General features: G+C 40.8%; 23 protein-coding genes and 1 pseudogene. 18 read left to right on the forward strand and 6 right to left on the reverse strand.

Translation table 11 applies throughout. The annotated features are described in order from the left end of the window. The first annotated feature begins 143 nt into the window (after positions 1-143). The 4 genes from VB732_RS01170 to VB732_RS01185 all read left to right on the forward strand — a co-directional run bounded on the left by VB732_RS01170 (position 144) and on the right by VB732_RS01185 (position 3678). The gene (locus VB732_RS01170; protein ID WP_323228986.1) at positions 144-1865 is read left to right on the forward strand and encodes an ATP-binding protein; all 1722 of its coding nucleotides are present in this window, start codon (positions 144-146) and stop codon (positions 1863-1865) included. Between the two features lie 126 nt (positions 1866-1991). Next, positions 1992-2516 (forward strand): DUF937 domain-containing protein, encoded by a 525-nt coding sequence (locus tag VB732_RS01175; RefSeq protein WP_323228987.1) that lies wholly within the window; start codon positions 1992-1994, stop codon positions 2514-2516. Positions 2517-2584: 68 nt separating this feature from the next. Next, positions 2585-3139, forward strand: a complete 555-nt coding sequence (locus tag VB732_RS01180) for a pyridoxamine 5'-phosphate oxidase family protein (protein ID WP_323228988.1) — start codon at positions 2585-2587, stop codon at positions 3137-3139. Between the two features lie 32 nt (positions 3140-3171). Then, on the forward strand, positions 3172-3678 hold the full coding sequence (locus tag VB732_RS01185; protein WP_323228989.1) for a GNAT family N-acetyltransferase: 507 nt from the start codon (positions 3172-3174) through the stop codon (positions 3676-3678). A gap of 128 nt (positions 3679-3806) precedes the next feature. Here the strand turns inward: VB732_RS01185 and VB732_RS01190 are convergent, their stop codons facing one another. The 3 genes from VB732_RS01190 to VB732_RS01200 all read right to left on the reverse strand — a co-directional run bounded on the left by VB732_RS01190 (position 3807) and on the right by VB732_RS01200 (position 4834). Further along, on the reverse strand, positions 3807-3983 hold the full coding sequence (locus VB732_RS01190; RefSeq protein WP_323228990.1) for a hypothetical protein: 177 nt from the start codon (positions 3981-3983) through the stop codon (positions 3807-3809). Between the two features lie 138 nt (positions 3984-4121). After that, the gene (gene arfB, locus VB732_RS01195; protein WP_323228991.1) at positions 4122-4538 is read right to left on the reverse strand and encodes an alternative ribosome rescue aminoacyl-tRNA hydrolase ArfB; all 417 of its coding nucleotides are present in this window, start codon (positions 4536-4538) and stop codon (positions 4122-4124) included. A gap of 41 nt (positions 4539-4579) precedes the next feature. Further along, positions 4580-4834 (reverse strand): RNA-binding S4 domain-containing protein, encoded by a 255-nt coding sequence (locus tag VB732_RS01200; protein WP_323229158.1) that lies wholly within the window; start codon positions 4832-4834, stop codon positions 4580-4582. 302 nt (positions 4835-5136) lie between these two features. Between VB732_RS01200 and dpdE the strand changes: the two genes are divergently transcribed. The 4 genes from dpdE (at position 5137) to VB732_RS01220 (ending at position 13160) form a co-directional block, all read left to right on the forward strand. Next, positions 5137-8448 (forward strand): protein DpdE, encoded by a 3312-nt coding sequence (gene dpdE / locus VB732_RS01205; RefSeq protein ID WP_323228992.1) that lies wholly within the window; start codon positions 5137-5139, stop codon positions 8446-8448. A gap of 354 nt (positions 8449-8802) precedes the next feature. Next, a complete protein-coding gene (locus tag VB732_RS01210; protein ID WP_323228993.1) occupies positions 8803-10977 on the forward strand; it encodes a hypothetical protein in 2175 nt (724 codons plus the stop codon). An 80-nt stretch (positions 10978-11057) separates the two neighbouring features. Continuing rightward, positions 11058-12152 carry a DUF4350 domain-containing protein gene (locus tag VB732_RS01215; protein WP_323228994.1) on the forward strand — a complete coding sequence of 365 codons (1095 nt, stop codon included), beginning with the start codon at positions 11058-11060 and terminating at the stop codon, positions 12150-12152. A gap of 57 nt (positions 12153-12209) precedes the next feature. Continuing rightward, on the forward strand, positions 12210-13160 hold the full coding sequence (locus tag VB732_RS01220) for a MoxR family ATPase (protein ID WP_323228995.1): 951 nt from the start codon (positions 12210-12212) through the stop codon (positions 13158-13160). A 55-nt stretch (positions 13161-13215) separates the two neighbouring features. Here the strand turns inward: VB732_RS01220 and VB732_RS01225 are convergent, their stop codons facing one another. Then, entirely contained in the window at positions 13216-14088 is an 873-nt protein-coding gene (locus tag VB732_RS01225) for an S-methyl-5'-thioadenosine phosphorylase (RefSeq protein ID WP_323228996.1), read from the reverse strand. A gap of 161 nt (positions 14089-14249) precedes the next feature. Here VB732_RS01225 and VB732_RS01230 point away from each other — a divergent pair, with 161 nt between their 5' ends. The 8 genes and pseudogenes from VB732_RS01230 (at position 14250) to VB732_RS01265 (ending at position 21831) form a co-directional block, all read left to right on the forward strand. Continuing rightward, on the forward strand, positions 14250-14582 hold the full coding sequence (locus tag VB732_RS01230; RefSeq protein ID WP_323228997.1) for a DUF5674 family protein: 333 nt from the start codon (positions 14250-14252) through the stop codon (positions 14580-14582). Then, positions 14579-14953, forward strand: a complete 375-nt coding sequence (locus VB732_RS01235) for a hypothetical protein (protein WP_323228998.1) — start codon at positions 14579-14581, stop codon at positions 14951-14953. The genes VB732_RS01230 and VB732_RS01235 overlap by 4 nt, the downstream gene beginning before the upstream one ends. Before the next feature lie 209 nt (positions 14954-15162). Beyond that, positions 15163-16284 (forward strand): metallophosphoesterase family protein, encoded by a 1122-nt coding sequence (locus VB732_RS01240; RefSeq protein ID WP_323228999.1) that lies wholly within the window; start codon positions 15163-15165, stop codon positions 16282-16284. A gap of 237 nt (positions 16285-16521) precedes the next feature. Then, positions 16522-19140 (forward strand): PAS domain S-box protein, encoded by a 2619-nt coding sequence (locus VB732_RS01245; protein WP_323229000.1) that lies wholly within the window; start codon positions 16522-16524, stop codon positions 19138-19140. 80 nt (positions 19141-19220) lie between these two features. Next, on the forward strand, positions 19221-19367 hold the full coding sequence (locus VB732_RS01250; RefSeq protein WP_323229001.1) for a hypothetical protein: 147 nt from the start codon (positions 19221-19223) through the stop codon (positions 19365-19367). Continuing rightward, positions 19339-20199 (forward strand): polysaccharide pyruvyl transferase family protein, encoded by an 861-nt coding sequence (locus VB732_RS01255; protein WP_323229002.1) that lies wholly within the window; start codon positions 19339-19341, stop codon positions 20197-20199. Before VB732_RS01250 ends, VB732_RS01255 begins: the two co-directional genes overlap by 29 nt. A 57-nt stretch (positions 20200-20256) precedes the next feature. After that, positions 20257-20402, forward strand: a pseudogene (locus tag VB732_RS01260) (AtzE family amidohydrolase); the annotation flags it as partial. A 94-nt stretch (positions 20403-20496) separates the two neighbouring features. Beyond that, positions 20497-21831 (forward strand): 50S ribosome-binding GTPase, encoded by a 1335-nt coding sequence (locus tag VB732_RS01265; RefSeq protein WP_323229003.1) that lies wholly within the window; start codon positions 20497-20499, stop codon positions 21829-21831. 174 nt (positions 21832-22005) lie between these two features. Here VB732_RS01265 and VB732_RS01270 read toward each other — a convergent pair whose 3' ends face one another. After that, positions 22006-22683, reverse strand: coding sequence for a response regulator transcription factor (locus VB732_RS01270; RefSeq protein ID WP_323229004.1), 678 nt, complete (start codon positions 22681-22683; stop codon positions 22006-22008). Positions 22684-23022: 339 nt separating this feature from the next. Between VB732_RS01270 and VB732_RS01275 the strand changes: the two genes are divergently transcribed. Then, on the forward strand, positions 23023-23352 hold the full coding sequence (locus VB732_RS01275; protein WP_323229005.1) for a CpeR family transcriptional regulator: 330 nt from the start codon (positions 23023-23025) through the stop codon (positions 23350-23352). Between the two features lie 71 nt (positions 23353-23423). Then, positions 23424-23975: a Uma2 family endonuclease gene (locus VB732_RS01280; protein ID WP_323229006.1), complete on the forward strand. Its 552-nt coding sequence runs from the start codon at positions 23424-23426 to the stop codon at positions 23973-23975. A 44-nt stretch (positions 23976-24019) separates the two neighbouring features. Here VB732_RS01280 and VB732_RS01285 read toward each other — a convergent pair whose 3' ends face one another. Next, positions 24020-24583: a Uma2 family endonuclease gene (locus VB732_RS01285; RefSeq protein WP_323229007.1), complete on the reverse strand. Its 564-nt coding sequence runs from the start codon at positions 24581-24583 to the stop codon at positions 24020-24022. Positions 24584-24649 lie beyond the last annotated feature (66 nt).

The following is a 24649-nucleotide window of genomic DNA, read 5'->3' on the forward strand; positions in this document are numbered from 1 at the left end:
TTTCAGTATTTTTGACCAGGGTAGAAAAAGCCCTTTTTGATAAACTAAGAGCGCATTTTGGATAAAATTTGTTCTCACTTGCGGCTGGATTTCTTGTTTTTGATGAAAAACCGTCTAGTAAAAAATTCAACAGCGAGGAATACATGACTGCGATACCTAAATTAAAATACTTTAACTGGGTTCAACAAAGATTCCATCGCCTTAGTATTCGGCAAAAGATTTTTTACGGATACGGTTTGGCTTTGGGAATTGCAGTTTTAGGAACAACAGCAGGGTTGGTAATAGGCGATCGCTACTTTAAACAAGCCACACAACAGATTATATTGGCAGACGAGGAAGGAAGCTTGTTAAGTAGTTTACAAGGCGAACTGTTAGAAATACAGATTCATCAGCACGGAATACTGTCTTTTTTGCAGAGGCCGCAAGCATTACAAAGAGCAATTTCTGATTTCAAAACCGATCTGGCGGATGCGGAAACGTTACTTTTCCAGGCACAAGAATTTAGTCAAAGCATTACTCAAAGGGATTTACAAGCTCTGCTCACAAAGCATAACAGCACGATAGCAGGATATTTTGAACAACTTAGGTCGCTGATTCGGCAAATTTTGCCATTAACTTTACAGCCAGAGGGAGCTATAAAAGCACAGCAATTAATCTCGAAATTCAGTCAAAGTCAGGATGCTTTGAAGTTTTATCAATTTGCCCATGAGTTAACCGACTTTGCCAAAACACTTCAAAAACGCCAAGAGGAAGCTCATTTAGCGCAAGAAAAGGCTGCGCTAATCCAAGCTCAGATTATTATTGGTAGTATGGTTCTGTCAGTTGCGATCGCTGCTATCCTGGCTTTTTACACCAGTACAATCATTGCCTATCCGATTAAAGCGGTGACAGATATCGCCCAAAGAGTCAGCCAAGAAGCCAATTTCGACTTGCAAGCACCCGTAATTACCCAAGATGAAGTGGGGGCATTAACTACTTCTCTTAACCAGCTAATCCAACAGGTAAAGCATCTTTTAGAAGAACAACAGGCTGAGTCTCAAGTCCGACTAATTCAAAGTGAAAAAATGTCTAGTTTAGGACGAATGTTAGCTGGTGTTGCCCACGAAATTAATAATCCTGTAAATTTCATTTCTGGCAACCTCGTACACGCCAAAACCTATACTGACGATTTATTAGCATTACTGCAAGTATATAAAGCCGAAGTTCCTCAACCTTCTACTGCCGTGCAAACTCTTACAGAAGAAATTGATTTGGAGTTTCTAGAAGTAGATTTGCCAAAACTCTTTAATTCCATGAAAGTTGGCGCTGAACGCACGCGAGAAATTGTCCGAAGTTTAAAAGATTTCTCTCGTTTAGACGATGGGGAAGCGCAGTTAGTAGAGCTACACGCTTGTCTAGATAGTACATTATTGATTCTGAACAATCGCTTTAAAAATGGGATTAATCTTGTTCGCAGTTATGGAGAGATTCCAGCGATTCCAGGTTATACAGGTTTACTTTATCAAGTATTTATGAATCTTCTCAGCAATGCACTTGATGCTTTGGAGCAAAAATTGGCTGACAATCCCGAATTTATCCCTGAAATCACTATCATTACTGAACTTTGCCAGGATGATTTAGTGATAGTACGAATTACTGACAACGGCCCTGGTATTTCACCAGAAAATCAGAAAAAGATATTTGAAACATTTTTTACAACCAAACCGCGAGGCATTGGCACTGGTTTAGGGCTAGCGATCGCATATCAGATTGTGGTAGAAAAACATCAAGGTAAGATAACCTGCCAGTCTGAGTTAGATAAAGGTACAGAGTTTGCGTTGGCTCTGCCCACCGCAGGTATCACTCTACCAATTTCTCAGCCTTAAGCTAGTAGCTTTCCAAAGCCAATTTTTTATAGAATTAAATCTTTTGGTAGACTAACCAAATACCTACAGCAAACACTTCAAGCCAGTTTTGGCAAGCTTTTTTAGAGCAAGGGGAGAAATAAATTTATGGGACTTTTTGATCAAATTCTTGGTGCAGTTGCTAATCCCAATCAACAGGGTAGCTTAGGGCAACTAGGAGGAATTATTAACACTGTACAACAATTGAGCGATCGCACTGGTGCAGATCCTTCCACCATTCAATCAGTCTTGTCAATTGTGGGTGGTCAAGTCCGTTCTGCTTTACAAAACAAGCAAGCCACAGATGGAAATGAAGCCGCACAAAGTTTAGTGAATCAATATGCTGGGACTTCACCTAACCCCCAAGCCGTCAATTCGCTGTTTTCTCCTCAGATACAACAGCAAGTAGCTCAAGTTGCTTCTCAGCGCACGGGATTAGATGCTGGTATAGTTCAACAATTGCTACCTTTAGCAGTACCTTTAGTGCTGAATTTTTTACAATCGGGTGCAAATTCTCAAAATCCCAGAACTGGCGGCAACTCCGTACTGAATTCCTTCTTAGATGCTGACGGCGATGGTGATGTTGATATCGCTGATGCCATCCAAATGGCTAGTCGTTATATGAGAAAGTAATACTTTTCCCCACTCTTATACAGACGCGATTAAACGCGTCTCTCCCTACTCCATCAATCAGACAGTCTATGTCTAAACTTTTTGACTGTATTACCGACGAACTGCAAGACTTTATTGCAGCCCAACATCTTTTCTTTATTGGCTCTGCACCCTTGAGTCCTACGGGTCATGTTAACCTATCTCCTAAAGGTTTAGAATGCTTTCGCGTCCTCTCTTCCAACCGAGTAGGTTATCTAGACCTTACAGGCAGTGGTAACGAAACATCAGCCCATTTACAAGAAAATGGGCGCATAACCTTCATGTTTTGCGCCTTTGAAGAACCCCCACGTATCCTCCGTCTTTACGGTCAAGGAAAGACGATTTTACCGAATTCTCCAGATTGGGACTCTCTATACTCTTTGTTTATGCCGATTCCCGGAACTCGTCAGATTATCGTCGCTGACATCGAAAGAATACAGACTTCTTGTGGTTTTGGCGTACCGCTATATGAATATCAAGGTCAGCGCCAGACTTTAGTAAACTGGGCTAATAAAAAAGGCGAAGAAGGAATTCGAGAATATCAACAGAAGAAAAATCTTGTCAGCATTGACGGTTTACCCACACCAGTGAGTAAATTATCTTAAATTTTACAAAAACGAACTTTGGGGCATGAGTTATGGATTATTATATTCGTCTACTCACACAAGAAGATGAGCCTTTCCTTTGGCGAATGCTTTACGAAGCAGCCCATCTGGTAAAAGAAGGTAATTTGACAGTGCAGGATGCAATGAATAATCCTGATTTGGCAAAATATGTTAAAGATTGGGGACGTAAAGATGATAGCGGCTTTGTCGCTATTCTGGAAAGTAGTAATCAACCAGTAGGAGCGGCATGGCTGCGTCTATTGACAGGTGAAAATAAAGGATATGGCTATGTTAATGAACAAACTCCTGAACTAGCTATTGCCATTCTTCCTCAATATAGAAATAAAGGTATAGGAACGCAGTTACTCACACATTTGTTAGCAACAGCTAAAACATCTTATCCATCAATATCACTTAGTACCGAAGTGACAAATCCAGCCGTGACTTTATATAAACGATTTGGTTGGGAAGTGCTTGCTGACAGTGAGACAATCAACCAAGTTGGTAGCATCCATTTTAAGATGAAAATTGATTTTTAGGCTTAAAGCTCGTCAATTGTAGGGAGTGTAAATAAGAAAGCCGCCAAAGCGATCGCAGGTTGCAAGCGGCTTTTTGGTGTAACATCACAATAGTTGTCAAATCCCTATCTTCATTGTCAATTTTGCTTTTATGACTCTTTAGGATCGGTGTCACCACTAATTATTACTTGGAACAAGTTTCCTAGTAAAGAGGAAAACGCGGAAACTAACACTATCAGCATTAAACTAGCAAGGGCGGCAAAGGGAGAGATGATGAATAAGAGTAATAGTGCAAGCATCAAAATCGTTAGTAATGTCTTATTCATCTTTTTCACCTCTAATAGTTGCTACTCTCAAGCTAACCAGTTAAGTCATGATCTTGACCACAGTCAATAGAAGGAATTAGTCTTAGTTCTCTGGTAAGATTTTGCAACAAAATTGACTGCCAAAGTCTAATTTATAAATCAATAATCTGTCACTTCCCCTCTGTTAGATTTAACCTGTCCGTGCTTAGTTTTATAGTCAAGGCGCTTTCTTTGAGAACTGCGAGTTGGTTTAGTAGGTTTGCGTTTTATCGTCACTACAACTGCGCTTTGAATGAGTTCTTGCAGTCGTTTCAAAGCTGACTCTCTATTGTTTTCTTGGCTTCGGTGTTCCTGCGCTTTAATTACAACAACTCCATCCTGGGTGATGCGTCGATCCTTCAGCTTTAAAAGCTGTTCTTTATAATAATCTGGTAATGATGAAGCAACAATATCGAAGCGCAAGTGAATCGCCGTGGAAACCTTATTTACGTTCTGCCCTCCTGCTCCTTGCGAACGAATCGCACTAATTTCAATCTCACTCTGTGGGATGATAACTTTATTGGAAATTTGCAGCATTACTCACAAAGAGAAACTTTTCAATTTGGGATAAAAATCATTTACTCGGTTTGTTCAGCAGAATCCATCACTAGGTGTTGGTCTTCATTGTTATCCAAATTCACCTCTAAAGTTTTTCCTTCTATTGTCACTTTATCACCCGGTACTAGTCGCCGCCCTCGTCGTGTTTCCAACATTCCATTTACTTGGACATCGCCACCTTGAATCATTAGTTTGGCTTGTCCTCCAGTTGGCACTATACCCATCAACTTTAAATATTGATTTAACTTAATTGTGTTGTCTCGGATTTTCTTCATCGTTAATAAAACTACATCACCTTCATTGTATCGTGGCGTTATCAAGACGAAGCTTCAAAAGAAGCAGGGAGCGGGGAGCAGGGAGCAGGGGGCAGGGTGAAAGAATTCTCTCCTTTTATCCTTACATTTGGGCTAGTTTTACTAGTTGGCTCTGCTGGAGCGTAATAGCCCGTTGTAGACATCGCAATAACAAAAACAGTAATGCCAGTTTATTATCTATAATGTTGATCGACAAAACTGCCAGATATAGGTGAACAAACTAGTCTGGAAGGTTCTTTTAGTGTGTTCAGGGGACTGGATCTATGATTAAGCTCGGTTTATTGGTACAGTCCCAGAATAACTCTTTGGGTATCGGGAAAGTTACCGAAATCTCTGATGCCAATGCAAATGTTGAGTATTTCTGCTCTATAGGGCAACGTCTTCAAAAAACTTTACCTTTAAGTTCTCTCTCTGAGGTCAGGCTTGAACCACAGGCTCGATGCTATATTAAGTCTCAGACTCAGGATAAATGGATAGTTGGCAGAGTTTTCATCTGGGATGAAGATACAGAAATGTATCAAATTGATTTACCAGATAAGAAAACTGCGATCGCTACTGAAGAAGACATTTACGTTCGTTGTAATCTGCCAAACACAGACCCCATCGAAACTCTAGCGATGAAGGGTCACGAAACGCCTTACTTCCACGATAAAAGATTGGCTTTCGTCAAATCTTTGATTAAGCAACGCGCTGTCAGTCGCGGGATGACGGGACTGATTTCGGCAAATATTAATCTTTATCCTCACCAAGTTGAAGTAGTGCGGCGGGTACTGGAAGACCCAATTCAACGCTACTTGCTAGCAGACGAGGTGGGACTCGGAAAAACCATTGAAGCGGGTGCAATTCTGCGTCAATTCCTCTTAGATGAACCGAAAAAAGGGGCGGTGGTATTAGTTCCGCAATATTTGCTCAAACAATGGCGGACTGAGTTAGAAAACAAGTTTTACATCTCCCATTTTGGCAAACGGGTAGCGGTGCTGGCGGTTGAAGATATCCACAAAATCAACCTGAAAGCGAGGATAGGCTGCTTAATTTTAGATGAAGCTCATCATATCGCAGCAATGGCAACCTCCAAGGATGCAACAGTGCGCCAGCGTTTTCAGACTTGCAAAGAACTTGCTCATAAAAGCGATCGCTTACTTTTATTATCAGCTACTCCAGTTCTCAATCATGAGCAAGATTTCTTGGCAATGTTGCACTTGCTCGACCCAGCAACCTATAAAATTGGTGATTTAGCAGGTTTTCGCGCCAAAGTTGAAAGCCGTCAAGAAATTGGTAGACTTCTACTTTCTTTTAAAGAAGGTGCGGAACCTGCTGTTCTTAAAAGCAACTTGCAGCAACTACGAACCCTCTTAGCTGAGGATGAGTATTTTTTGAAGCTGGCGGATGATTTAGAAAATTGTTTACAAACAAATTCTACCGAGCAAGATCAAATCGTTCAAGCGATTCGCACCCACGTCAGCGATATCTATCGACTACACCGCCGAATGCTTCGCAACCGTCGCGCGGCTGTGGAAGATGTCATATTTGACCGCAATTTTATCCCCAAAGAAGAGTACGATTTAGACGAGCGATCGCTTGATATCCACGAACTACTCAATCAATGGCGGAGTGTTGCTCCTGATGAAAAGCCATATCAGCGAATTTTTCTGCTGTTCTTCTTAGCTGCTGGTACTTGGTTAGGGATTTTAGAACAGGTAATTAGCGCCCGGTTAACTGGTAAGCCTCATGCTAAACTCATCCAGGAGTTTAAAGAAGATGATGTTCGCATCTTAACAACAACCCCTAAATTTTCAGGGGAAGAAGAGATTCTGCAATCCTTCCTCAAAATTATTCGTCAACCCCAAGAAGATGGAGAACGGGCGGAAAATTTAAAAACAGTGCTGCTGAATCAGCTAGGTACATACTACAAAATTCCCGCAAACATTCGGAAGAATCAAAACGAATTCCTCACGAGAATACAGCAGAGGATTCGCAGACCAATTTCTGGTGATATTCTGCCCAAATTTATTGTATTTACCAGTTTCGCGCAGACTTGTGGTGAAATTGTCCGGTATTTGTCTAATATCTTTGGTGCAGACACAGTAGCTAAACATCAGTTTGGGGAACCACCAGACAAAGTTGAGGAAGGCTTAAATAAGTTCAGGAATAACCCCAACTGTTTTATTCTAGTATGCGATCGCTCTGGAGAAGAAGGGCTTAACCTCCAATTTGCCGATTGGTTAATTCATTTTGACCTACCTTGGTCGCCGAATCAATTAGAGCAAAGACTTGGCAGGCTTGACCGCATTGGTAGCAAAATTGGAGTCCAATCTTGTGTTTTGATTGGCCCTTATTTGTCAGATAGCCCTCACAATGCTTGGTATCAAGTATTGAAAGATGGGTTTGGTATTTTCCAACAATCAATTGCGAGTTTACAATTTTATGTGGATGATAAACTTGCAGAATTAGAAACAGCTTTGTTTAAATCTGGTGCTGCTGGATTATTAGAGATGATTTCGCCTATCCAAGAGCAAATTGAAACCGAAATTGCAAAAATTAACGAACAAAATGCTCTAGATGAAATCGACGCTAACGATGAAATTGCCACCGAGTATTTTCAAGAACTCGATAACTACGATGCTTGTCATCTAGAAATGAAACGAGCAATTGAAGGCTGGATTTGTGAAGCGCTGGGATTTCGAGGAATCAATAACCCCGACTCCTCAGAGATGCGACGTTATCAACCATCAACGCGCACATTAGTTCCCATAAATGATTTAAAAAACCGTTTTGCTGATAGTAGCCTAGACCAATTTGGGACTTATAATCGCAGGGTGGCAAACCAGAATCCTGGTATTAAACTCTTTCGAGTTGGGGAAGGATTTGTTGAAGCACTTTGGAACTATATAAACTGGGATGACCGAGGTGAAGCCTTTGCTCTGTGGCGCACTGATGCATCTTGGGACTCTAAAGAAGGAAAAGAATGGTTTGGTTTCCAATGCAATTATGTGGTGGAGGCAAATTTAAGAATTGCCAAACAAGTGTTACTAGATAACAAACTCGATAGTTCTCAATTCAAACACTTGCAGCGACGTGTTGATGCTCTATTTCCGCCAATTATAGAAACCATCTATGTTGATGGTCGTAATGAGCCAATACGTGTTGTTGATGATAAAGCGCTCTTAAGTATCCTGCAACGTCCATATAAAGATAAAAACAATAATCAGGGACGAGATTACAATCTGGCAAAAGAGCGCTTAGGAATTATTGACGAATTCGTTGACCCTAGTAAATGGCAAAATTTCTGCTATCAAGTGCGGAACACTTCTTCAGAATTACTCGCAAATCGTCCAGATTTTATTGACTTATGTCAAAGTTGTGCTAAGGTTGCCGAGAAGAAATTAGCCAATCGAGTCGAACAATTACGTTTGCGTTTAAACCAACAAAGTTGGGATAATGCATTAGCTGAAGAATTGAAAATAGAAACTGCTTTAAATGCAGCCATTCTCCAAGGAATTCGCCAACCCCAGATTAGGCTTGATTCTGTCGGCTTTATTGTTGTATCGGGGCGATCGCTTGTGCAATTTGAGTGATATCATTTATGTGCGGTTAAATAGCCGCCTTAGTAAGTATACTAACCCCACCCATCTAAGAGGTGGGGTTTTTTAAAATTTGCAAATATTATCGGGAAATCGTCTTTTAAATAATTTGCACTGTTGTTGTAACACCATTTCCTGAGCAGATTTTTTTACCAAGTATGGTAGCGCGATCGCGTATACTTTGATCTTAAAGTGCAGTTGTAATTGCGATCAGAGAGGCTTAGATCCCCGACTTATTGAATAAGTCGGGGATCTTTTTATCCGTAGCTGTTACTGATGACATTGTTGTAAAAACATATATAGTAGTGCCTATACGCAAGGCAACTTGCCATTAGTAATTGCAACACTATGTTAATTAATGAATTAAGAGATATTAATTTTATTATATTCCCTGACTGGTCTAATTTAGAAACTGCGATGCCTTCTCTACGAGAGGCTACGCCAACGGCGAGCTTCTCTACGAGACGCTCCGCGAACGCTAACGCAGAAGATTTAACAAATGTTCTCAAAACTCTTTTCACACATCCAGCTAGACAAGATATAACCCTATTAATTGACACTCAAAGTTTATCGGATGAGCTACAAGATAATGCTAACTCACTGCTTTTTGAGACTGTTCTGAAACTTAGCTTAGAAGAGATTGTCTGTGAAGACCTCAATGTAGGGCTTACAGGTCAGTTAACTATACAAGAATGGTCTGTGATTAAATCATTCATTAACTTTCGCATTCCAATTAACAATGAAGATGGCTATATTATCCAGCAGCCAGAAATTGTAAAAATTCCGATATGTGATTTGGCAGAAATTTGCCAGCAAACTGCTTATGAAGCTGCTCGACTAGAATCTTGGCAAAGATGGGGTGACTATTTCGCAGACAGTGAATCGCCAGAAAATGGTATCCCATATTACAGCAAGTATTTATCTCGTTGTCCGCAGCAGATTGACTATTATCTGAAGCTAAGTAATATTTTCTATAAAACTGGTCAGATGCAAGAGGCTATCGAAACATTGCAGAACGGTATTAGCCGTTGTCCTCAAGCAGAAGAACTCTATTTTTGGCTGATTATTCGTTTCAAGCAAAGCCACAAATATTTGGAAGCTCGTAACTTCGCTCAACAGGTTACAGATAAGTTCCCTGAAAACTATATATTTAAGATGTTAAGCCATCTTATGCTGCCAGAAATTTATCATACTCCTGATGAGATTGATACTTACCGAGCATGGTTTCAGCATGGGCTAGAAAAACTAAGTCAAGAAATAAGAATAAAGAGCCTTGATGAACAGAAAAAAGCTTTAACAGGAATCATGAATCATACAAACTTTTTTCTTGCATATCAGGCAAAAAATGATGTATTACTACAGCAAAAATATGGGCAGCTAGTTTACCAAACTATGGCGATAAATTATCCCCAATGGATTCAGGAACGTCCGATTTATTCTATTAAGAGCAATCAGCGAATTAAAATTGGCTATCTTTCCTATTTTTTGTGTGGCTGGAGCGGAACAGTATTATTCTTAAACTGGCTGAAATATGCAGATAATCAAAATTTTGAAATTTATTCATATCACATAGGGCATCAAATTGATGCTGCCACTCAATTATTTCAGTCTTATAGTACAAAGTTCTATCATTTGCCGAATAATTTAGAACAGGTTTGTCAACAAGTTATTGATGACAACCTTGATGTGTTAATTTTTCCAGAATTAGGAATGGATGCCACAACACTATGTATTGCTGGACTTCGTTTAGCACCGATTCAATGTATGGCTTGGGGACAACCTGTAACTTCTGGATTGCCCACCATTGACTATTTCTTATCTAGCGAATTGATGGAACCTGTGAATGGGCAAGATCATTACACCGAAAAGCTTGTCCGTTTGCCTGGTGTGGGAATTTCCTATCCTACCATCAAAGTTGACTCAATTCGCCGCAACCGATTATTTTTTGGATTACGAGATGATGCGATCGTCTACATCTCTAGTCAAGCTGGCTATAAATATCTACCGCAGCACGATTACATTTACGCCGAAATTGCCCGTCAAGTTCCCAATGCTCAGTTTATGTTTCTTCGCTCTGGGATTTCTCAAGAACGTCTGCAACGGGTATTTGCGGCTGTAGGTTTAGATAGTCTTGATTATTGTGTATTCTCGCCTGTTTTACCGCGTGAAGATTACTTTGACTTGCTTTCTTTGGCAGACATTTATTTAGATACCTTTGACTGGGCGGGTGGCAACACAACACTGGATGCGATCGCTTGTCATTTACCGATTGTTACTTGTCCTGGTGAGTTTATGCGAGGGCGACACTCTTATGGTTTCTTGCAAACTATCGGTGTAACTGAGACAATTGCCGATGATGCCTCGCAATATATCAAAATTGCAGTGCGATTAGCAGTAGATATTGATTGGCGATCCTCAGTTCGGGAAGCTTTAAAACTCTCAAGCAAGGTTCTGTTTGACAATCCCACCGCTACCCAAAATTTAGAAGCATTCATCAAGCAGGCGATCGCTTTGAGAAAATGAAGCCACTTGATTATATTTTGACTTTCCCTGAAAAATAAGTAAGTATTAACACTTGTGATCCTGAAACGAAGCGATCAAAAATGAAACGTTCAAATCGGCTTGCTTGGATAGGAGCGATCGCACTCGCTGCGATCGTTTTACTAACTTTGTTCGCGGCTCCCAATAATACAAAAATTAACGCTGGCTCTAGTTATAACCGCGCCTCTGATGGCTATGGTGCTTGGTATGCTTTTATGCAACAGCAGGGAATTTCTATTAAGCGCTGGCAAAAGCCTTTTAGCGATCTTCAGCCAGAGAAAAGCCCAGTTACCTTTCTACAGATCAGTGGCTATCCCAGAGACACAACAGTGGATAGTCAAGAGCGCGAATGGATAGAAAAAGGGAATACTTTGATAATTTTGGGTGCGGGAGCGCGGGTTACAGAAGCAGAATTTAGCACCATGCAAAAATCTCCCCAAGGTGATATCAAAATTGATACACGTAGACGATATCAGAAAGCTGACTCCAATGAAGTTAATTTAGGCGATCGCTTTGGTGCTGTTGTCTGGGAAAAAAATTACAACCAGGGAAAGGTAATTTTTTCTACCACTCCTTATTTAGCCGCTAATGCTTATCAAGATTATTTAAGTAATTTCAAGTATCTAGCTAGTTTAGTAACAGCAAAAAGTAACACAGTAATTGTCGATGAATACATCCACGGTTATAAAGATGCTGATGTCAGAAAGAAAGAAAGTGAGGGTAATTTATCTAGCTTTTTTGCGAAAACTCCTTTATTTCCGATATTAATCCAGGTAGGTATTCTGCTATTGGTGCTAACTTGGGCGCAGAATCGCCGCTTTGGGAAACCAATGGCTTTAGATACAACAGTTGCAGATAACAGCGAAGCATACATCCAAGCCTTAGCGGGAGTCTTGCAGAAAGCTGATACCACCGACTTTGTTGTAGAAATGGTGGGTAAAGAAGAACAACTACAACTCCAAAAAGCTTTGGGGTTAGGACAAGTACTTTTAGAACCTCAAGCCTTAGTCGCTTTTTGGATGGAAAAAACAGGCAAAAGCGCAGCAGAACTTGATGCAGTTTTAAAACTACAATCTCGTAAAAAACCGATCGGTGAACAAGAGCTGTTAAGCTGGTTGGGGAAATGGCGAAGCATTAGATTAATTCGTAATTCGTAATTAATTTTTGGAATTATACATAATATTTCTGCGTTGGTTATTTATCAGTAATAAAATATGAGCGAAACTCATCCGATCTTAATTCGTCTTGGTCAAGGTCTTAATAAAGTAATTGTCGGACAATCTAGCCTCATCCAACAACTTTTAGTAGCACTGCTAGCGGGTGGACACGTAATTTTAGAAGGAGTACCGGGAACTGGTAAAACTCTACTAGTTAAAGTGCTGGCGCAGTTAATTCAAGGGGATTTTCGCCGAATTCAATTGACACCAGATGTCTTACCTTCAGATATTACTGGGACAAATATTTTTGACTTAAATAGCCGCAATTTCACTTTGAAAAAAGGGCCAATATTTACTGAAGTGCTGCTAGCAGACGAAATAAACCGGACTCCTCCCAAGACACAAGCAGCGCTACTAGAAGCGATGGAAGAGATGCAGGTAACGCTAGATGGTGAAAGTTTACCCTTACCTGATTTATTTTGGGTGATTGCAACCCAAAACCCTCTAGAATTTGAGGGGACTTATCCTTTACCAGAGGCACAGTTAGACAGATTTTTATTTAAGCTGGTGGTAGATTATCCAGATCAAGCTGCTGAAAAGCAAATGTTACTCAATCGTCAGGCGGGTTTTACAGCCCGACGTTCGGATATTAGCCGGTTGAAACCGATCGCAACAGTAGCCGATATTTTACAAGCACGACAAGCAGTGAAAGAAGTTAAAGTGTCAGAAGCGATCGTTGATTATTTGTTGGCGTTGGTGAGAATATCGCGTCAATATCCCGATTTAACTTTGGGTGCATCACCTCGCGCTGCTGGTGCTTGGTTGCAGACATCTCAAGCCTTGGCGTGGTTAACTGGAAGGGATTTTGTCACGCCAGATGATGTGAAAGCAGTTGCATCGCCTTTGCTACGTCATCGCCTGATTTTAAAACCAGAAGCAATGCTGGATGGTTTACAAATGGATGCGGTAATTGCATCGGTAATTAATCAAGTGCCAGTTCCGAGGTGAAAAAATTCGTTGTTGCGATCGCCCCAACCTAGTATAAAGCGATCGCTCACTAATACTACAAATACTTCTGCAACAATAACCCTAGCTTTTCCTTCGTCGCAGCTGGCGCTTTATCCAACTGAGTCAAAATCGCATATTGCAATGCTGAATGCGCCTCACTCTTTGGTGGATTTTCACTCAATCGCCGCACAGTTTCTTGAATCACTTTTTGAGCATTGGTAGCATTCCGCAGCAAATTACCAATTACCAATTCCACTGTCACACTGTCGTGATCTGGATGCCAACAATCATAATCTGTCACCAGCGCTAAGGTTGCATAAGCAATTTCAGCTTCTCTAGCTAGCTTCGCCTCTGGTAAATTCGTCATCCCAATGATGGTTGCACCCCAACTACGGTAAAGATTCGATTCCGCCTTCGTAGAAAAAGCTGGCCCTTCCATGCACACATAAGTACCGCCGCGATGGAGGGTAACTTCTGGTAAATTGAGAGATGCGATCGCATCTGCCAACACACTAGCCAAGTTCTTACAAATCGGATCGGCAAAGGCAATGTGAGCCACAATTCCCTCACCAAAAAATGTGGAAATCCGATTTTTTGTTCTGTCAATAAATTGATCTGGCACTACCATATCCAATGGTTTCGCCTCTTCTTTCAAGGAACCCACAGCACTAGCTGAAATTAAATACTGCACTCCCAATTGCTTCATCGCATAGATATTAGCGCGAAACGGTAATTCAGAGGGTAACAGCGTGTGATTGCGGCCATGACGCGCTAAAAAAGCTACTCGTGTACTATCTAATGTCCCCAGAATCAAAGCATCAGATGGCGAACCAAAAGGGGTTTGGATATGTACCTCTTCTACATCTTTGAGTGCGTCCATTTTATACAGACCACTGCCACCAATAATCCCAATACTAGCTTGAGCCATGATTCTGAACCTGTTCCTTGCTGATCTGCTAAGTTATTTTACCGAAAAGGGGAGTAGCAGAGAAGCCAGATTCTAACTTGGGCAAATTTCTAAGTAAGTGTTTACTCTGGATGTCTTGTCAAACTATTCTTTACTCAACACTTAGAATTGAGAAAAGCCCATTGATTCTGTTAATTTGCGATCGTGCTACTCCTGAACAAATAGAGCAGATGCTCCAAGAACACAAATTCTACATCAAACTTGCGGTTGATATCGAGCGTCGGGTAATAGTTGGAGGTGGTGAGCTACACGCTGACTGTGAAGAAGTTTTGTTGAATGAGGGTAGTAGACAACAAAATATTTGGGCTGCCAGTTTGATGCCTGCAACGGGGAAAGTTATTTATGAGTCAATGGTAAATCTTCGCCCTCGTCAAAACCGATCAATGGAGATACTTGACTCTAATATTAAAGAAAGAATGGCTCAAATCATTAAGGAGTTTTTCATTAACTTATGACAGACTTTACCTTGAAGCAACAAAGCTTTGTGCAGGACGATATCCCCACACGTCTGGGTTACTTAGCAGTAAATTTATCTCAAATTAAAACCTTGTGGCTTGAAGGGTTACATCAGGACTCAATCATCCAACTTGTTAAAGAAAGTAGGTATTTTATTGAGTGGATTGTCCCAGATATGGTAGAAGCAGACGACATTGACCAAGCCGCAGAGTTAGTTGACTTAGTTCGGGTTTTGACGCGCTGGCTGTTTAAGTGGGATACAATCTGGTCGGATGCTACAGAAAAGCTATCTGCTGCTCAACAAACAGAAAATTGGTTGAAGCGCGTTCTCGAAATATCGGGTAGAGAATCTGAATCACTGAGCGCTTGACTTCCAGGTTTTAGCAATCAAATCTCCGATAATTTTTGGTGATTAATGGCTATAATTCGCCCTTAAGTTAATCGTCATCATAGTGTTTAATCAATGCTTAATGTATACAAATGTTAAGTAAACTCACTCCTAAGCAAGGATAGAAAGTAAAAGTTATACTTTTGGGAAAAGGCTTATTTTATCCCTGTTTTTAACATTTTCATAAATCAATGGCTCTCAATTTTCGTTTCGCGGTAGTCAGTGACTTACACCTGGCACTTCCCCACACAATCTGGGATCATCCTAGCCGATTTCATCTGGTAGAAGTTAGTATTTCGGCGTTTCAAAGTGTACTCGAACATTTAACACAACTCGATCTAGATTTTTTATTGTTACCAGGAGATTTAACTCAGCACGGCGAACCGGAGAATCACGCCTGGTTACAACAGTGTTTAGCCCAGCTACCTTTTCCCGTCTATGTTGTTCCTGGTAATCATGACGTTCCTGTGCTGTTGGCCGATCGCCAATCAATCAGTTTTGCGGATTTTCCCTACTATTACACCAAGTTTGGCTATGAAGATCCGCAGCAGATGTACTACGTTCGTCAGTTGCTGCCTGGAGTTAAGCTGATTGGATTGAATTCTAACTCCTTTAATGACCAAGGTGAGCAAGTAGGGTGTTTGGATGCCAAACAGCTACGGTGGTTAGAAGAAGTATTGGCGGCATCTGTTGGTGAATTAGTTTTGGTGATGGTGCATCATAATGTGGTGGAGCATTTGCCCAATCAATCAAGCCACCCACTGGCAAATCGCTATATGCTGGCAAATTCAGCAGAATTATTGCAATTGCTAAGACGCTACGGAGTCAAACTAGTATTTACTGGGCATTTGCACGTTCAGGATATTGCTTACTCCGATGGGGTATATGATATTACCACTGGTTCTTTAGTTAGCTATCCTCATCCTTATCGGGTGTTAGAGTTTCATCGAGATAACCAAGGTAAAGAATCGTTGCAAATTGTGTCCCATCGGGTAGAGTCAGTACCTGATTTTCCCGACTTGCAAGAGTCATCGCGGCAATGGATGGGCGATCGCTCTTTCCCATTCCTCATCAAGTTATTAACTCATTCTCCATTAAACTTACCACTATCACAGGCCAGAAAATTAGCTCCTAGTTTGCGAGACTTCTGGGCAACTATTGCCGATGGAGATGCAGTGTTAGATTATCCCCAGTTTCCATTAGAAGTGCGTCGCTACATTGAAACTTATAGTGCGTCGGCACAGCCTAACCCAGGTATGGGTACTAGTGGAATGACGCTGATTGATAACAACGGCACACTTTTGCTACGTTAGGAGTATATTCTTAACTATTTCTTTTTAAATAGCGATCGCTCCTGCCATAATTCTCTCATAAAATATTATTTTGGCAGGGCTAGAAATCGCTCTCGAATATCAGAAGATGTATTCTAGCTCAGACTCCTATGTGCCTTTTGAGAGATTGCATTTTCTAGTTTAAAAATCCATACTGCTAAGACTAGGGAGTACCTACTTTTAAAGTCGGTGTTATTTAGTTATAAGCAGTGTGTTAAAATGCCAAGTGTTGATATTACTGACCAATTAGCAGTTTTGCAGCAGCGTGTAGCTGAGTTAGAGCAATCAGAAATATTGTATCAGCAAAGGCAAGCAGCACTTGAGAAGCGACTAGCAATAGCAACACAATATCCCCATATTCCAGTTGTCGAGAACAACATGGAATATAATATTGAACAAGGGAAATCTACAGCTTTTAATGCGCCAACAGATATAGCAGTAACTTCACAGCAACTCCAAGAAGAAATTGCAAAGCGGCAGCAATTAGAAGTAATTTTTAAAGAAACTGAAGAACGGCTAAAGTTAGCTTTAGATGTTTCCCAAATGGGGTTGTGGGATTGGAACATTCTTACCAATAAAGTCATTTGGTCTGAAAATCATGAACTGCTTTTTGGTCTAGTTCCAAGTAGTTTTAATGGCCCTTACGAGACGTTTCAGAAGTGCGTTTATCCAGAAGACAAGCAATCTGTAATGCAAGGCATTGGCCAGGCTTTGGCACAAAAAACTGATTACAATGATGAATTTCGGATAGTTCGCTCAGACCAAAGTGTACATTGGATTTCTGCTAAAGGAAAATTTATCTATAACGATCAGGGACAACCCGTGCGGATGATCGGCATTTGCATGGAAACTACTGTGTGCAAGCAAGCAGTAGAAAGTACTCGTGAACTAACAACCCAAGTTCAAGAACAGGCAAATATTTTAAATGCTATTCTCACCGCCTCAGTTGATCATATTTATATCTTTAATAGAAAAGGTTGCTATCAATATGTCAGTCAAGACGCAGCAACTATTTTAGGTTTTAAATCCCAGGATATTGTCGGAAAAAGTTTGCAAGAACTGGATATACCTACAGACCTTGTAGAACAAGTAGATAATCAACGACAATCTGTGATGAAAACTGGTCAACCAATTAAGGATGAGTGTAAATATTTAACTCCTGATGGACTACATTATTATGAATACATTCTTACCCCATTACGAAATTTAAACCACAGCATTGAAGGCGTAATTACTGTTTGTCGTGATATTACCGAACACAAACGAGCAGAGAAATCATTGCGTGAAAGTGAAGCACGATTTCGGCGTTTGTTTGAGTCTAACCTGATCGGAGTCGCTTTTTGGAGTATAGATGGCTTCATTATTGATGCCAATGATGCTTTTCTCCAACTAGCTGGCTACACTCGTGATGAGTTTGCGACTTTAGGTAAAATTAATTGGCGAGAACTGACTCCTATTGAGTATGAGTATCTAGACGATCGCGCCATTTTAGAGGTGCAAACCACTGGAGTTTCCAAAATTTACGAGAAAGAGTACATCCACCGCAACGGAAAGCGAGTACCAATTGTTTTGGGTGTAGCCTTGCTGAATGATTCCGAAGACAACGGTGTTGCTTTTGTACTAGATATTACCGATCGCAAATTGGCTGAAAACGAATGCGATCGCCTCCTCGAATGCGAAAGGACAGCACGCCTACAAGCAGAAATCGCCAACAAAATTAAAGATGAATTTCTGGCGGTTCTCTCCCATGAACTACGAACCCCACTCAACCCTATCCTGGGATGGTCGAAAATGTTGCGGACTCGTAAGTTTGATGAACAAACCACTCATCGCGCCTTAGAAACCATTGAACGCAACGCCAAATTGCAAACCCAGCTAGTTGAAGATTTATTGGATGTGTCTCGTATCCTCCAAGGGAAATTAAACTTAAATATCTGTCCAGTGAGTTTGGCAATGGTAGTTGAAGCAGCACTAGAAACGGTACGACTAGCAGCAGATGCTAATTCTATTGAAATTAAGACTATATTTGATGCCAATTTAGGGCAAGTTATGGGCGATCCAAACCGGCTCCAGCAAGTTGTGTGGAACCTGCTTTCTAATGCGGTAAAATTTACACCACCAGGAGGACGGGTAGAAATTCGACTTATGGAAGTTGGCAATCAGATTCAAATTCAAGTCAGCGATACAGGTAAGGGAATTAACCCAGACTTTTTACCTTACGTGTTTGATTACTTTCGCCAAGCTGATGGCACAACTACCCGAATATTTGGTGGACTAGGTTTAGGATTAGCCATCGTGCGTAAGGTTGTAGAAATGCATGGCGGAAAAGTTCAAGCCGAAAGTCTTGGTGAAGGATTGGGTGCAACCTTTAATGTTGAGTTCCCGCTTTTGGTGAGAAGTGAACAGGTTAGACATGAGGAGAATGAGTCTTTAAATTCTGAGCCGGAATCTTCACTACTTTCCAAGACTCAAGTTTTAGTGGTGGATGATGAACCAGATATCCGCGACTTAATAAGCTTCATTTTGCAAGATTATGGTGTACAAGTAACCGCCGTATCCTCAGCACAGGAGGCATTACAAGCACTGTCTGAATCGATTCCAGATGTTTTAATTAGTGATATTGGAATGCCAAAGACAGACGGCTATATGCTGATGCGGGAAGTGCGATCGCGATCGCCCCAAGAAGGAGGGCATGTACCCGCGATCGCTCTTACAGCTTATGCAGGCGAAATGAATCAGCAGCAAGCATTAGCAGCAGGATTTCAAATGCATATTTCTAAACCAGTAGATCCAGATGTATTGCTGAAAGCGATCGTCAATTTGATCGAATCAAAATGATATAGGTAAGCGTCCGAGAGGCTGTCCGCAACTTCGGTGTCCACCTTTGCTGCTTTCCTGCTAGACTCTGGATAGTCACTATGCTTTTAGTAATTATGGCATCTGTTGAACAAGTCATGAAAGAAGCCTTAGCTTTGCCCAGTGCAGCGAGAGCATTGTTGGCAGAAAAACTGGTTGAAATCGTAAGTGCAAAAAAATATGAAGCTTCTTTACTACCGAGAAAATAATTTTGGTGATAAACTTAATCCTTGGCTATGGGACAAGTTAATCCCAGGTGTAATTGATAATGACCACACAACTGCTTTTGTTGCTATAGGTACTCTCATTAATGATGGATTACCTGTTAAAACAAAAAATTCTCGTTTGAGAGTGATATTTGGTACAGGCGTAGGTTACGGACAAGGAATACCACAACTAGATGATTCTTATAAAATTTATTGTCTTCGTGGCCCACTATCAGCACAGGCATTAGGTGTTTCAGATAAATTAGCATTAACAGATGGAGCTGTACTGATTAGGAATTTATTTGATAATTATAGCCAAAAGAAGGTGTACAAATTTTCTTATATGCCTCACTATGAGCTAGCTGGAGAAAGTTGGAGTTTAGTCTGTGAAAGTCTGGGATTTGGATATATTGATCCACGCTGGTCAATAGAAAAAGTTTTATCATGTATTAGCGAAACAGAAGTCTTATTTGCAGAGGCTATGCATGGTGCTATTATTGCTGATGCACTGCGTGTACCCTGGGTGCCAATAGTTACTAACCCTACTATTCTGCAATTTAAGTGGCAAGACTGGTGTCAGTCTATAAATGTAAACTATCAACCATCATATATAAAACGTTTACATCATCCTAGTCAAAAACGAGATATCTTCTCTCCAGCCCGATTAACTCGTGATTGGGTAAGACAACAAAAATCTAAATCACAATTAATGCACGTCGCTAAGACTGCACAGCCTGTTTTAAGTAGTGATACACGTATAGAAAATCTTACTCAGGAAATGAACGAAAAGCTTGAGGAATTCAAACAGGATTTTGCCCAAGGAATATATTCTTAAATATCTATATTTTGGGCTTTCTGTTTCTATATTTCCTGACTAAACGCAATTTATGAGATGAATATTAAATCAGCTGATGCTGTCTCAATCGCTGTTGCTGTGCGTACAGGCGAAGTTAGCGCGGTGGAAGTTACCCAGGCCGCTTTATTGCGAATTGTTTTACAGCTATCACTGCGGAAACAGCTTTACATGATATAAAACGCGATCGCCCAGGCTTATAACACTACCAATGGTACTAGTTATCCTTTTGAGAATCGCTATAAGATTAGTGCAAGGGTCTTCTACGTTTGGATGGAAATGACTGAGCAACGTGATGCTGACTCGCCGTTAACTGATTCTCAGGAATTGAGTAAACCGACTGATAGAGCAACTACCAAGTCGGTCGATAATTCCTGGACAAACCGCATTGGTGGTGTCTGGAACAAAACAACAACACGTTTAACCCAACTGCTACCCGTAGAACAAGTAGCACAAACGGTTGTTGAATGGTTTAGTGTGAGCGAAACTCAGGTTGCAGAGATTTTAGAGAAAATCAGAGCCGAACTGCCAACTACAGAAGCACTGCTAATTGGTAAACCCCAAGCCGGAAAAAGTTCAATTGTCCGGGGATTGACAGGAGTTTCGGCTGAGATTATCGGTCAAGGATTTCGTCCTCACACACAACACACTCAGCGCTATGCCTATCCTTCCAATGACCTGCCGTTACTGATTTTTACTGATACAGTGGGGCTAGGCGATGTTAATCAAGATACTGAATTAATCATTCAGGAGTTAGTTGGCGATTTACAAAAGGAAACTCGTTCTGCCAGAATCCTCCTTTTGACGGTTAAAATTAATGATTTTGCAACTGATACACTACGGCAAATTGCTCAACAGTTGCGCCAGAAGTATCCCAATATTCCCTGTCTGCTGGTAGTTACCTGTTTGCATGAGGTTTATCCTGCCAATATCGTCGATCATCCTGCCTATCCACCAGATTATGAGGAAATTAACCGTGCATTCGCCGCAATGCAACAAGCCTTTGCAGGAATAGCCGACCGCTCGGTACTCATTGACTTCACCTTAGAAGAAGATGGTTATAATCCGGTATTTTATGGCTTAGAAGCATTGCGAGATTCCTTGGCAGAAGTACTCCCACAAGCAGAAGCCGAGGCGATTTATCAGCTGTTAGATCAAGAAGAAGCTGGGAAGCAACTTGGCAACCTTTACCGCGATGCAGCCCGCCGTTATATTTTGCCATTTGCAATTATGTCTGCTACCCTCGCGGCTGTACCTTTGCCCTTTGCCACAATGCCTGTACTCACCGCCTTGCAAGTATCGCTGGTGGGACTGTTAGGTAAATTATATGGACAGACAATTACACCATCACAGGCGGGGGGTGTTGTGAGTGCGATCGCAGGTGGTTTTGTCGCACAGGCAATTGCACGGGAGTTAATTAAATTTATACCAGGTTTTGGGAGTGCGATCGCAGCGTCTTGGGCAGCCGCCTACACCTGGGCGTTAGGGGAAGCAGCCTGCGTTTACTTTGGAGATTTAATGGGAGGTAAAAAACCCGATCCCCAAAAAATTCAGTTAGTAATGCAAGAAGCATTTAAGGCGGCGCAACAACGGTTTAAGGGAATTAAACGTTAAGGGTAGTTATTAGGGTTTTCAACAAGTAGACCTTCACTTGCTGCGGCTACATTCAATTCGGAATCAGCAGATACAAATTATGTGGATAACGATTGGTTTAGAACACAAATCTGTTGGTTCAGTACAAATTTCTGTAGCTTGTGTGATTAGAAACCACTATCATATAAAACGTTATTAAAGCAGTTGTTTAAGACGGTAGCCCATACCATGAACTGTCTCAATAAAATCATCAAAAGCTCCGGCTGCTTTGAGCTTTTGACGGAGACTTCTAAGATGAACTTTCACAGCATGTTCTTCTGGAGGAGACTCTAACGACCAAATATGTTCAATCATCACGCTGCGACTCAGAACACGGCGACCATTTCGTAGCAATAACTCTAATATTCCGTACTCTTTTGGGGTTAAATGGAGCATATTTTCTCCATAACTCACTTCATAAGTGCTAGGGTTGAGGTGCAGATTGCCCCATTCCAGAATCGGCGGTGATGAAACATTACCCCGCCGAAGCAAAGCGCGAATTCGGGCAAATAGTTCTTGCAAATCAACTGGTTTAACAACATAATCATCTGCTCCCGCATCGAGTCCGGTGATTTTATCGCTAACGGTATCACGAGCAGTCAGCATGAGAACAGGCATAGTATAGTTGTGCGATCGCAGTCGATGACATAAACTAATTCCATCTAGCTCTGGTAACATCACATCAACCAGCAGCAAATCATAATCCAGTATTTTGGCTTGATTCCATCCAGCCTCACCATCTGTCACCACATCAACCATATAACGCTGGTCTGTAAGGGCTTCTGCTAAAGTTTCCGCCAGGCGTACATCATCTTCAATTAAGAGAATTCGCATAAGTTTTTTTAACCCTACATACTAGTTATGTTTAAAACAATCTGCGAACTCTCCTTGAGAAAATATTGCAAAAAGTAACAATTTCTAGTTTTCGTGACTTCTTTCCGATTTCTTTACCATTTCCTGAGCGATTTCCTTACTTTTGGTATGTAGTTTTCTATTCTATGTAGGTTTTTAATAACCTCCTTTAGACGTTCCCAAGGAACTCTATGTTTAGCCAGGAGATTTTCAGAAAATGGCTTTTGGAGCATATTGCAAGAATATCAATGCATTTACCAGCAAGGCGGTGTGATTGCAAGTATCACTCTCGTTAACTAGTGCTGAGTTAGGACAAGGAGATTGAAGAAGGCAGGAGGCAGAGAAATGTTGCCGCCACAAGCGCATAAAAAGCTCCAATGTTGGATAAGAAGCCGTCATTTAATATGTTCCGGTCATTTTTTTATATTTGAAACTATAGACTATTCTTGCGTTGAGCGATTTACCGAGTCTATAGACGCTTTAGGAGGAACATTAATTTCTGTTGAACCGATTGATAAAATTTGGATGGGCGACCATCGACAGGTTCTTCTTTATCGTGTCAAAGCCAGTTTATTTACACCTTGTCATCAGTTACGGCAATACTGGTTTAAGTATGGTGGTTTATACACTAGATTTGATAAAAATTGTTAAAAACTTTGATGTTTAATAACTTTTATGATTGCGTTACGATGTGAGGTAAGAGGCGATAAAAAAGCATTTCTATGATTGTAACGACAGCGAAGTGGACAATAAATGAATATCACAGGATGATTGCGGGAGGTATCCTAAACGATCGGCACGTGGAACTACTAAAGGGAGAAATAGTAGAAATGTCACCAGAAGGAGAACCTCATGCCTACTTCAGCAGTGAAGCTGGGGAGTATCTGATTCAACTTTTAGGCGATCGCGCCACGGTTCGCTCTAGTAAACCAATTACCCTTTTTAACAACTCTGAACCTGAGCCTGATATTGCTGTTGTACAAAGATTAGGACGTGAATATTTAGAACATCATCCCTATCCTAAAAATATCTTTTGGTTGATCGAATATTCAGATTCCAGCTTAGATAAAGACTTACAAATCAAAACTAAAGTCTATGCAGAAGTAGAAATTCCTGAATATTGGGTAGTTAATCTTAAAAAGCGACAACTTATAGTATTTCGAGATCCTCAAGATGGAGAATATGCTTCAAAAACTACATTAGCTGGAGGTACAATTTACACACAAGCATTTCCAGATTTGGCTATATCAGTAAGTTCCATCGTGAGTATTTAGAGCTAGAAACCATTATTTATGGGTAATTCTAAGATAGCTTCTCACTATGCATTCATCTTTAACCATCCAAATACTTGTTCTACTGTCAACTCTAAATCAATACCATCTAAAACAGGTAAGCTATCTTCTCTATGACAAAATTCTGGTTGTTGATGTGGTTTAAATACAACAACTGATCGGTCATCAGGATCAATCAACCATCCTAGTTGACAACCGTATTTTAGGCAGTGCAAAATATTGCCTGTAACTCGATTGGAACTCTGATCTGGAGAAAGAATTTCAATTGTCCAGTTCGGAGCAATTAGTACATCATCTACAGGTTCTCCGTTATCGTCAAACTCAATTTGTTGCCAACGAATAACCGCTACATCTGGAACAATTGAGCGACCACCAAAAGTACAACGCAACTCTGGAAAAGCATAAGCAATTTGCTTTTTTTCTGTGACTTCATTAATCCCATTAATCAACTTACCCTGAAGTCGGGAGTGGCGGGTTTTCGGCATTGGTTTCTGGATAATCTCACCATCAATATAAATACTTGCAGGCTTGGTTTCTGGTAACTTGAGAAATTCTTCTAGGGTTAGGAATGCAGATTTTGCAACACTCATGACTTCTGCCACGTTGAAAGTTTTATATTTAGTTTATCAACGTTCGGAACTAATAGATGAGCAGAA

The sequence above is a fragment of the Nostoc sp. UHCC 0252 genome (assembly GCF_034931145.1).
Taxonomy (GTDB): Bacteria; Cyanobacteriota; Cyanobacteriia; order Cyanobacteriales; family Nostocaceae; genus Nostoc.

Coding starts and splice junctions, on each gene's coding strand:
- VB732_RS01170 (WP_323228986.1), top strand. CDS start 144: ATGACTGCGATACCTAAATTAAAATACTTTAACTGGGTTCAACAAAGA.
- VB732_RS01175 (WP_323228987.1), top strand. CDS start 1,992: ATGGGACTTTTTGATCAAATTCTTGGTGCAGTTGCTAATCCCAATCAA.
- VB732_RS01180 (WP_323228988.1), top strand. CDS start 2,585: ATGTCTAAACTTTTTGACTGTATTACCGACGAACTGCAAGACTTTATT.
- VB732_RS01185 (WP_323228989.1), top strand. CDS start 3,172: ATGGATTATTATATTCGTCTACTCACACAAGAAGATGAGCCTTTCCTT.
- VB732_RS01190 (WP_323228990.1), bottom strand. CDS start 3,983: ATGAATAAGACATTACTAACGATTTTGATGCTTGCACTATTACTCTTA.
- arfB (WP_323228991.1), bottom strand. CDS start 4,538: ATGCTGCAAATTTCCAATAAAGTTATCATCCCACAGAGTGAGATTGAA.
- VB732_RS01200 (WP_323229158.1), bottom strand. CDS start 4,834: ATGAAGAAAATCCGAGACAACACAATTAAGTTAAATCAATATTTAAAG.
- dpdE (WP_323228992.1), top strand. CDS start 5,137: ATGATTAAGCTCGGTTTATTGGTACAGTCCCAGAATAACTCTTTGGGT.
- VB732_RS01210 (WP_323228993.1), top strand. CDS start 8,803: ATGTTAATTAATGAATTAAGAGATATTAATTTTATTATATTCCCTGAC.
- VB732_RS01215 (WP_323228994.1), top strand. CDS start 11,058: ATGAAACGTTCAAATCGGCTTGCTTGGATAGGAGCGATCGCACTCGCT.
- VB732_RS01220 (WP_323228995.1), top strand. CDS start 12,210: ATGAGCGAAACTCATCCGATCTTAATTCGTCTTGGTCAAGGTCTTAAT.
- VB732_RS01225 (WP_323228996.1), bottom strand. CDS start 14,088: ATGGCTCAAGCTAGTATTGGGATTATTGGTGGCAGTGGTCTGTATAAA.
- VB732_RS01235 (WP_323228998.1), top strand. CDS start 14,579: ATGACAGACTTTACCTTGAAGCAACAAAGCTTTGTGCAGGACGATATC.
- VB732_RS01240 (WP_323228999.1), top strand. CDS start 15,163: ATGGCTCTCAATTTTCGTTTCGCGGTAGTCAGTGACTTACACCTGGCA.
- VB732_RS01245 (WP_323229000.1), top strand. CDS start 16,522: ATGCCAAGTGTTGATATTACTGACCAATTAGCAGTTTTGCAGCAGCGT.
- VB732_RS01250 (WP_323229001.1), top strand. CDS start 19,221: ATGCTTTTAGTAATTATGGCATCTGTTGAACAAGTCATGAAAGAAGCC.
- VB732_RS01255 (WP_323229002.1), top strand. CDS start 19,339: ATGAAGCTTCTTTACTACCGAGAAAATAATTTTGGTGATAAACTTAAT.
- VB732_RS01265 (WP_323229003.1), top strand. CDS start 20,497: ATGACTGAGCAACGTGATGCTGACTCGCCGTTAACTGATTCTCAGGAA.
- VB732_RS01270 (WP_323229004.1), bottom strand. CDS start 22,683: ATGCGAATTCTCTTAATTGAAGATGATGTACGCCTGGCGGAAACTTTA.
- VB732_RS01280 (WP_323229006.1), top strand. CDS start 23,424: ATGATTGTAACGACAGCGAAGTGGACAATAAATGAATATCACAGGATG.
- VB732_RS01285 (WP_323229007.1), bottom strand. CDS start 24,583: ATGAGTGTTGCAAAATCTGCATTCCTAACCCTAGAAGAATTTCTCAAG.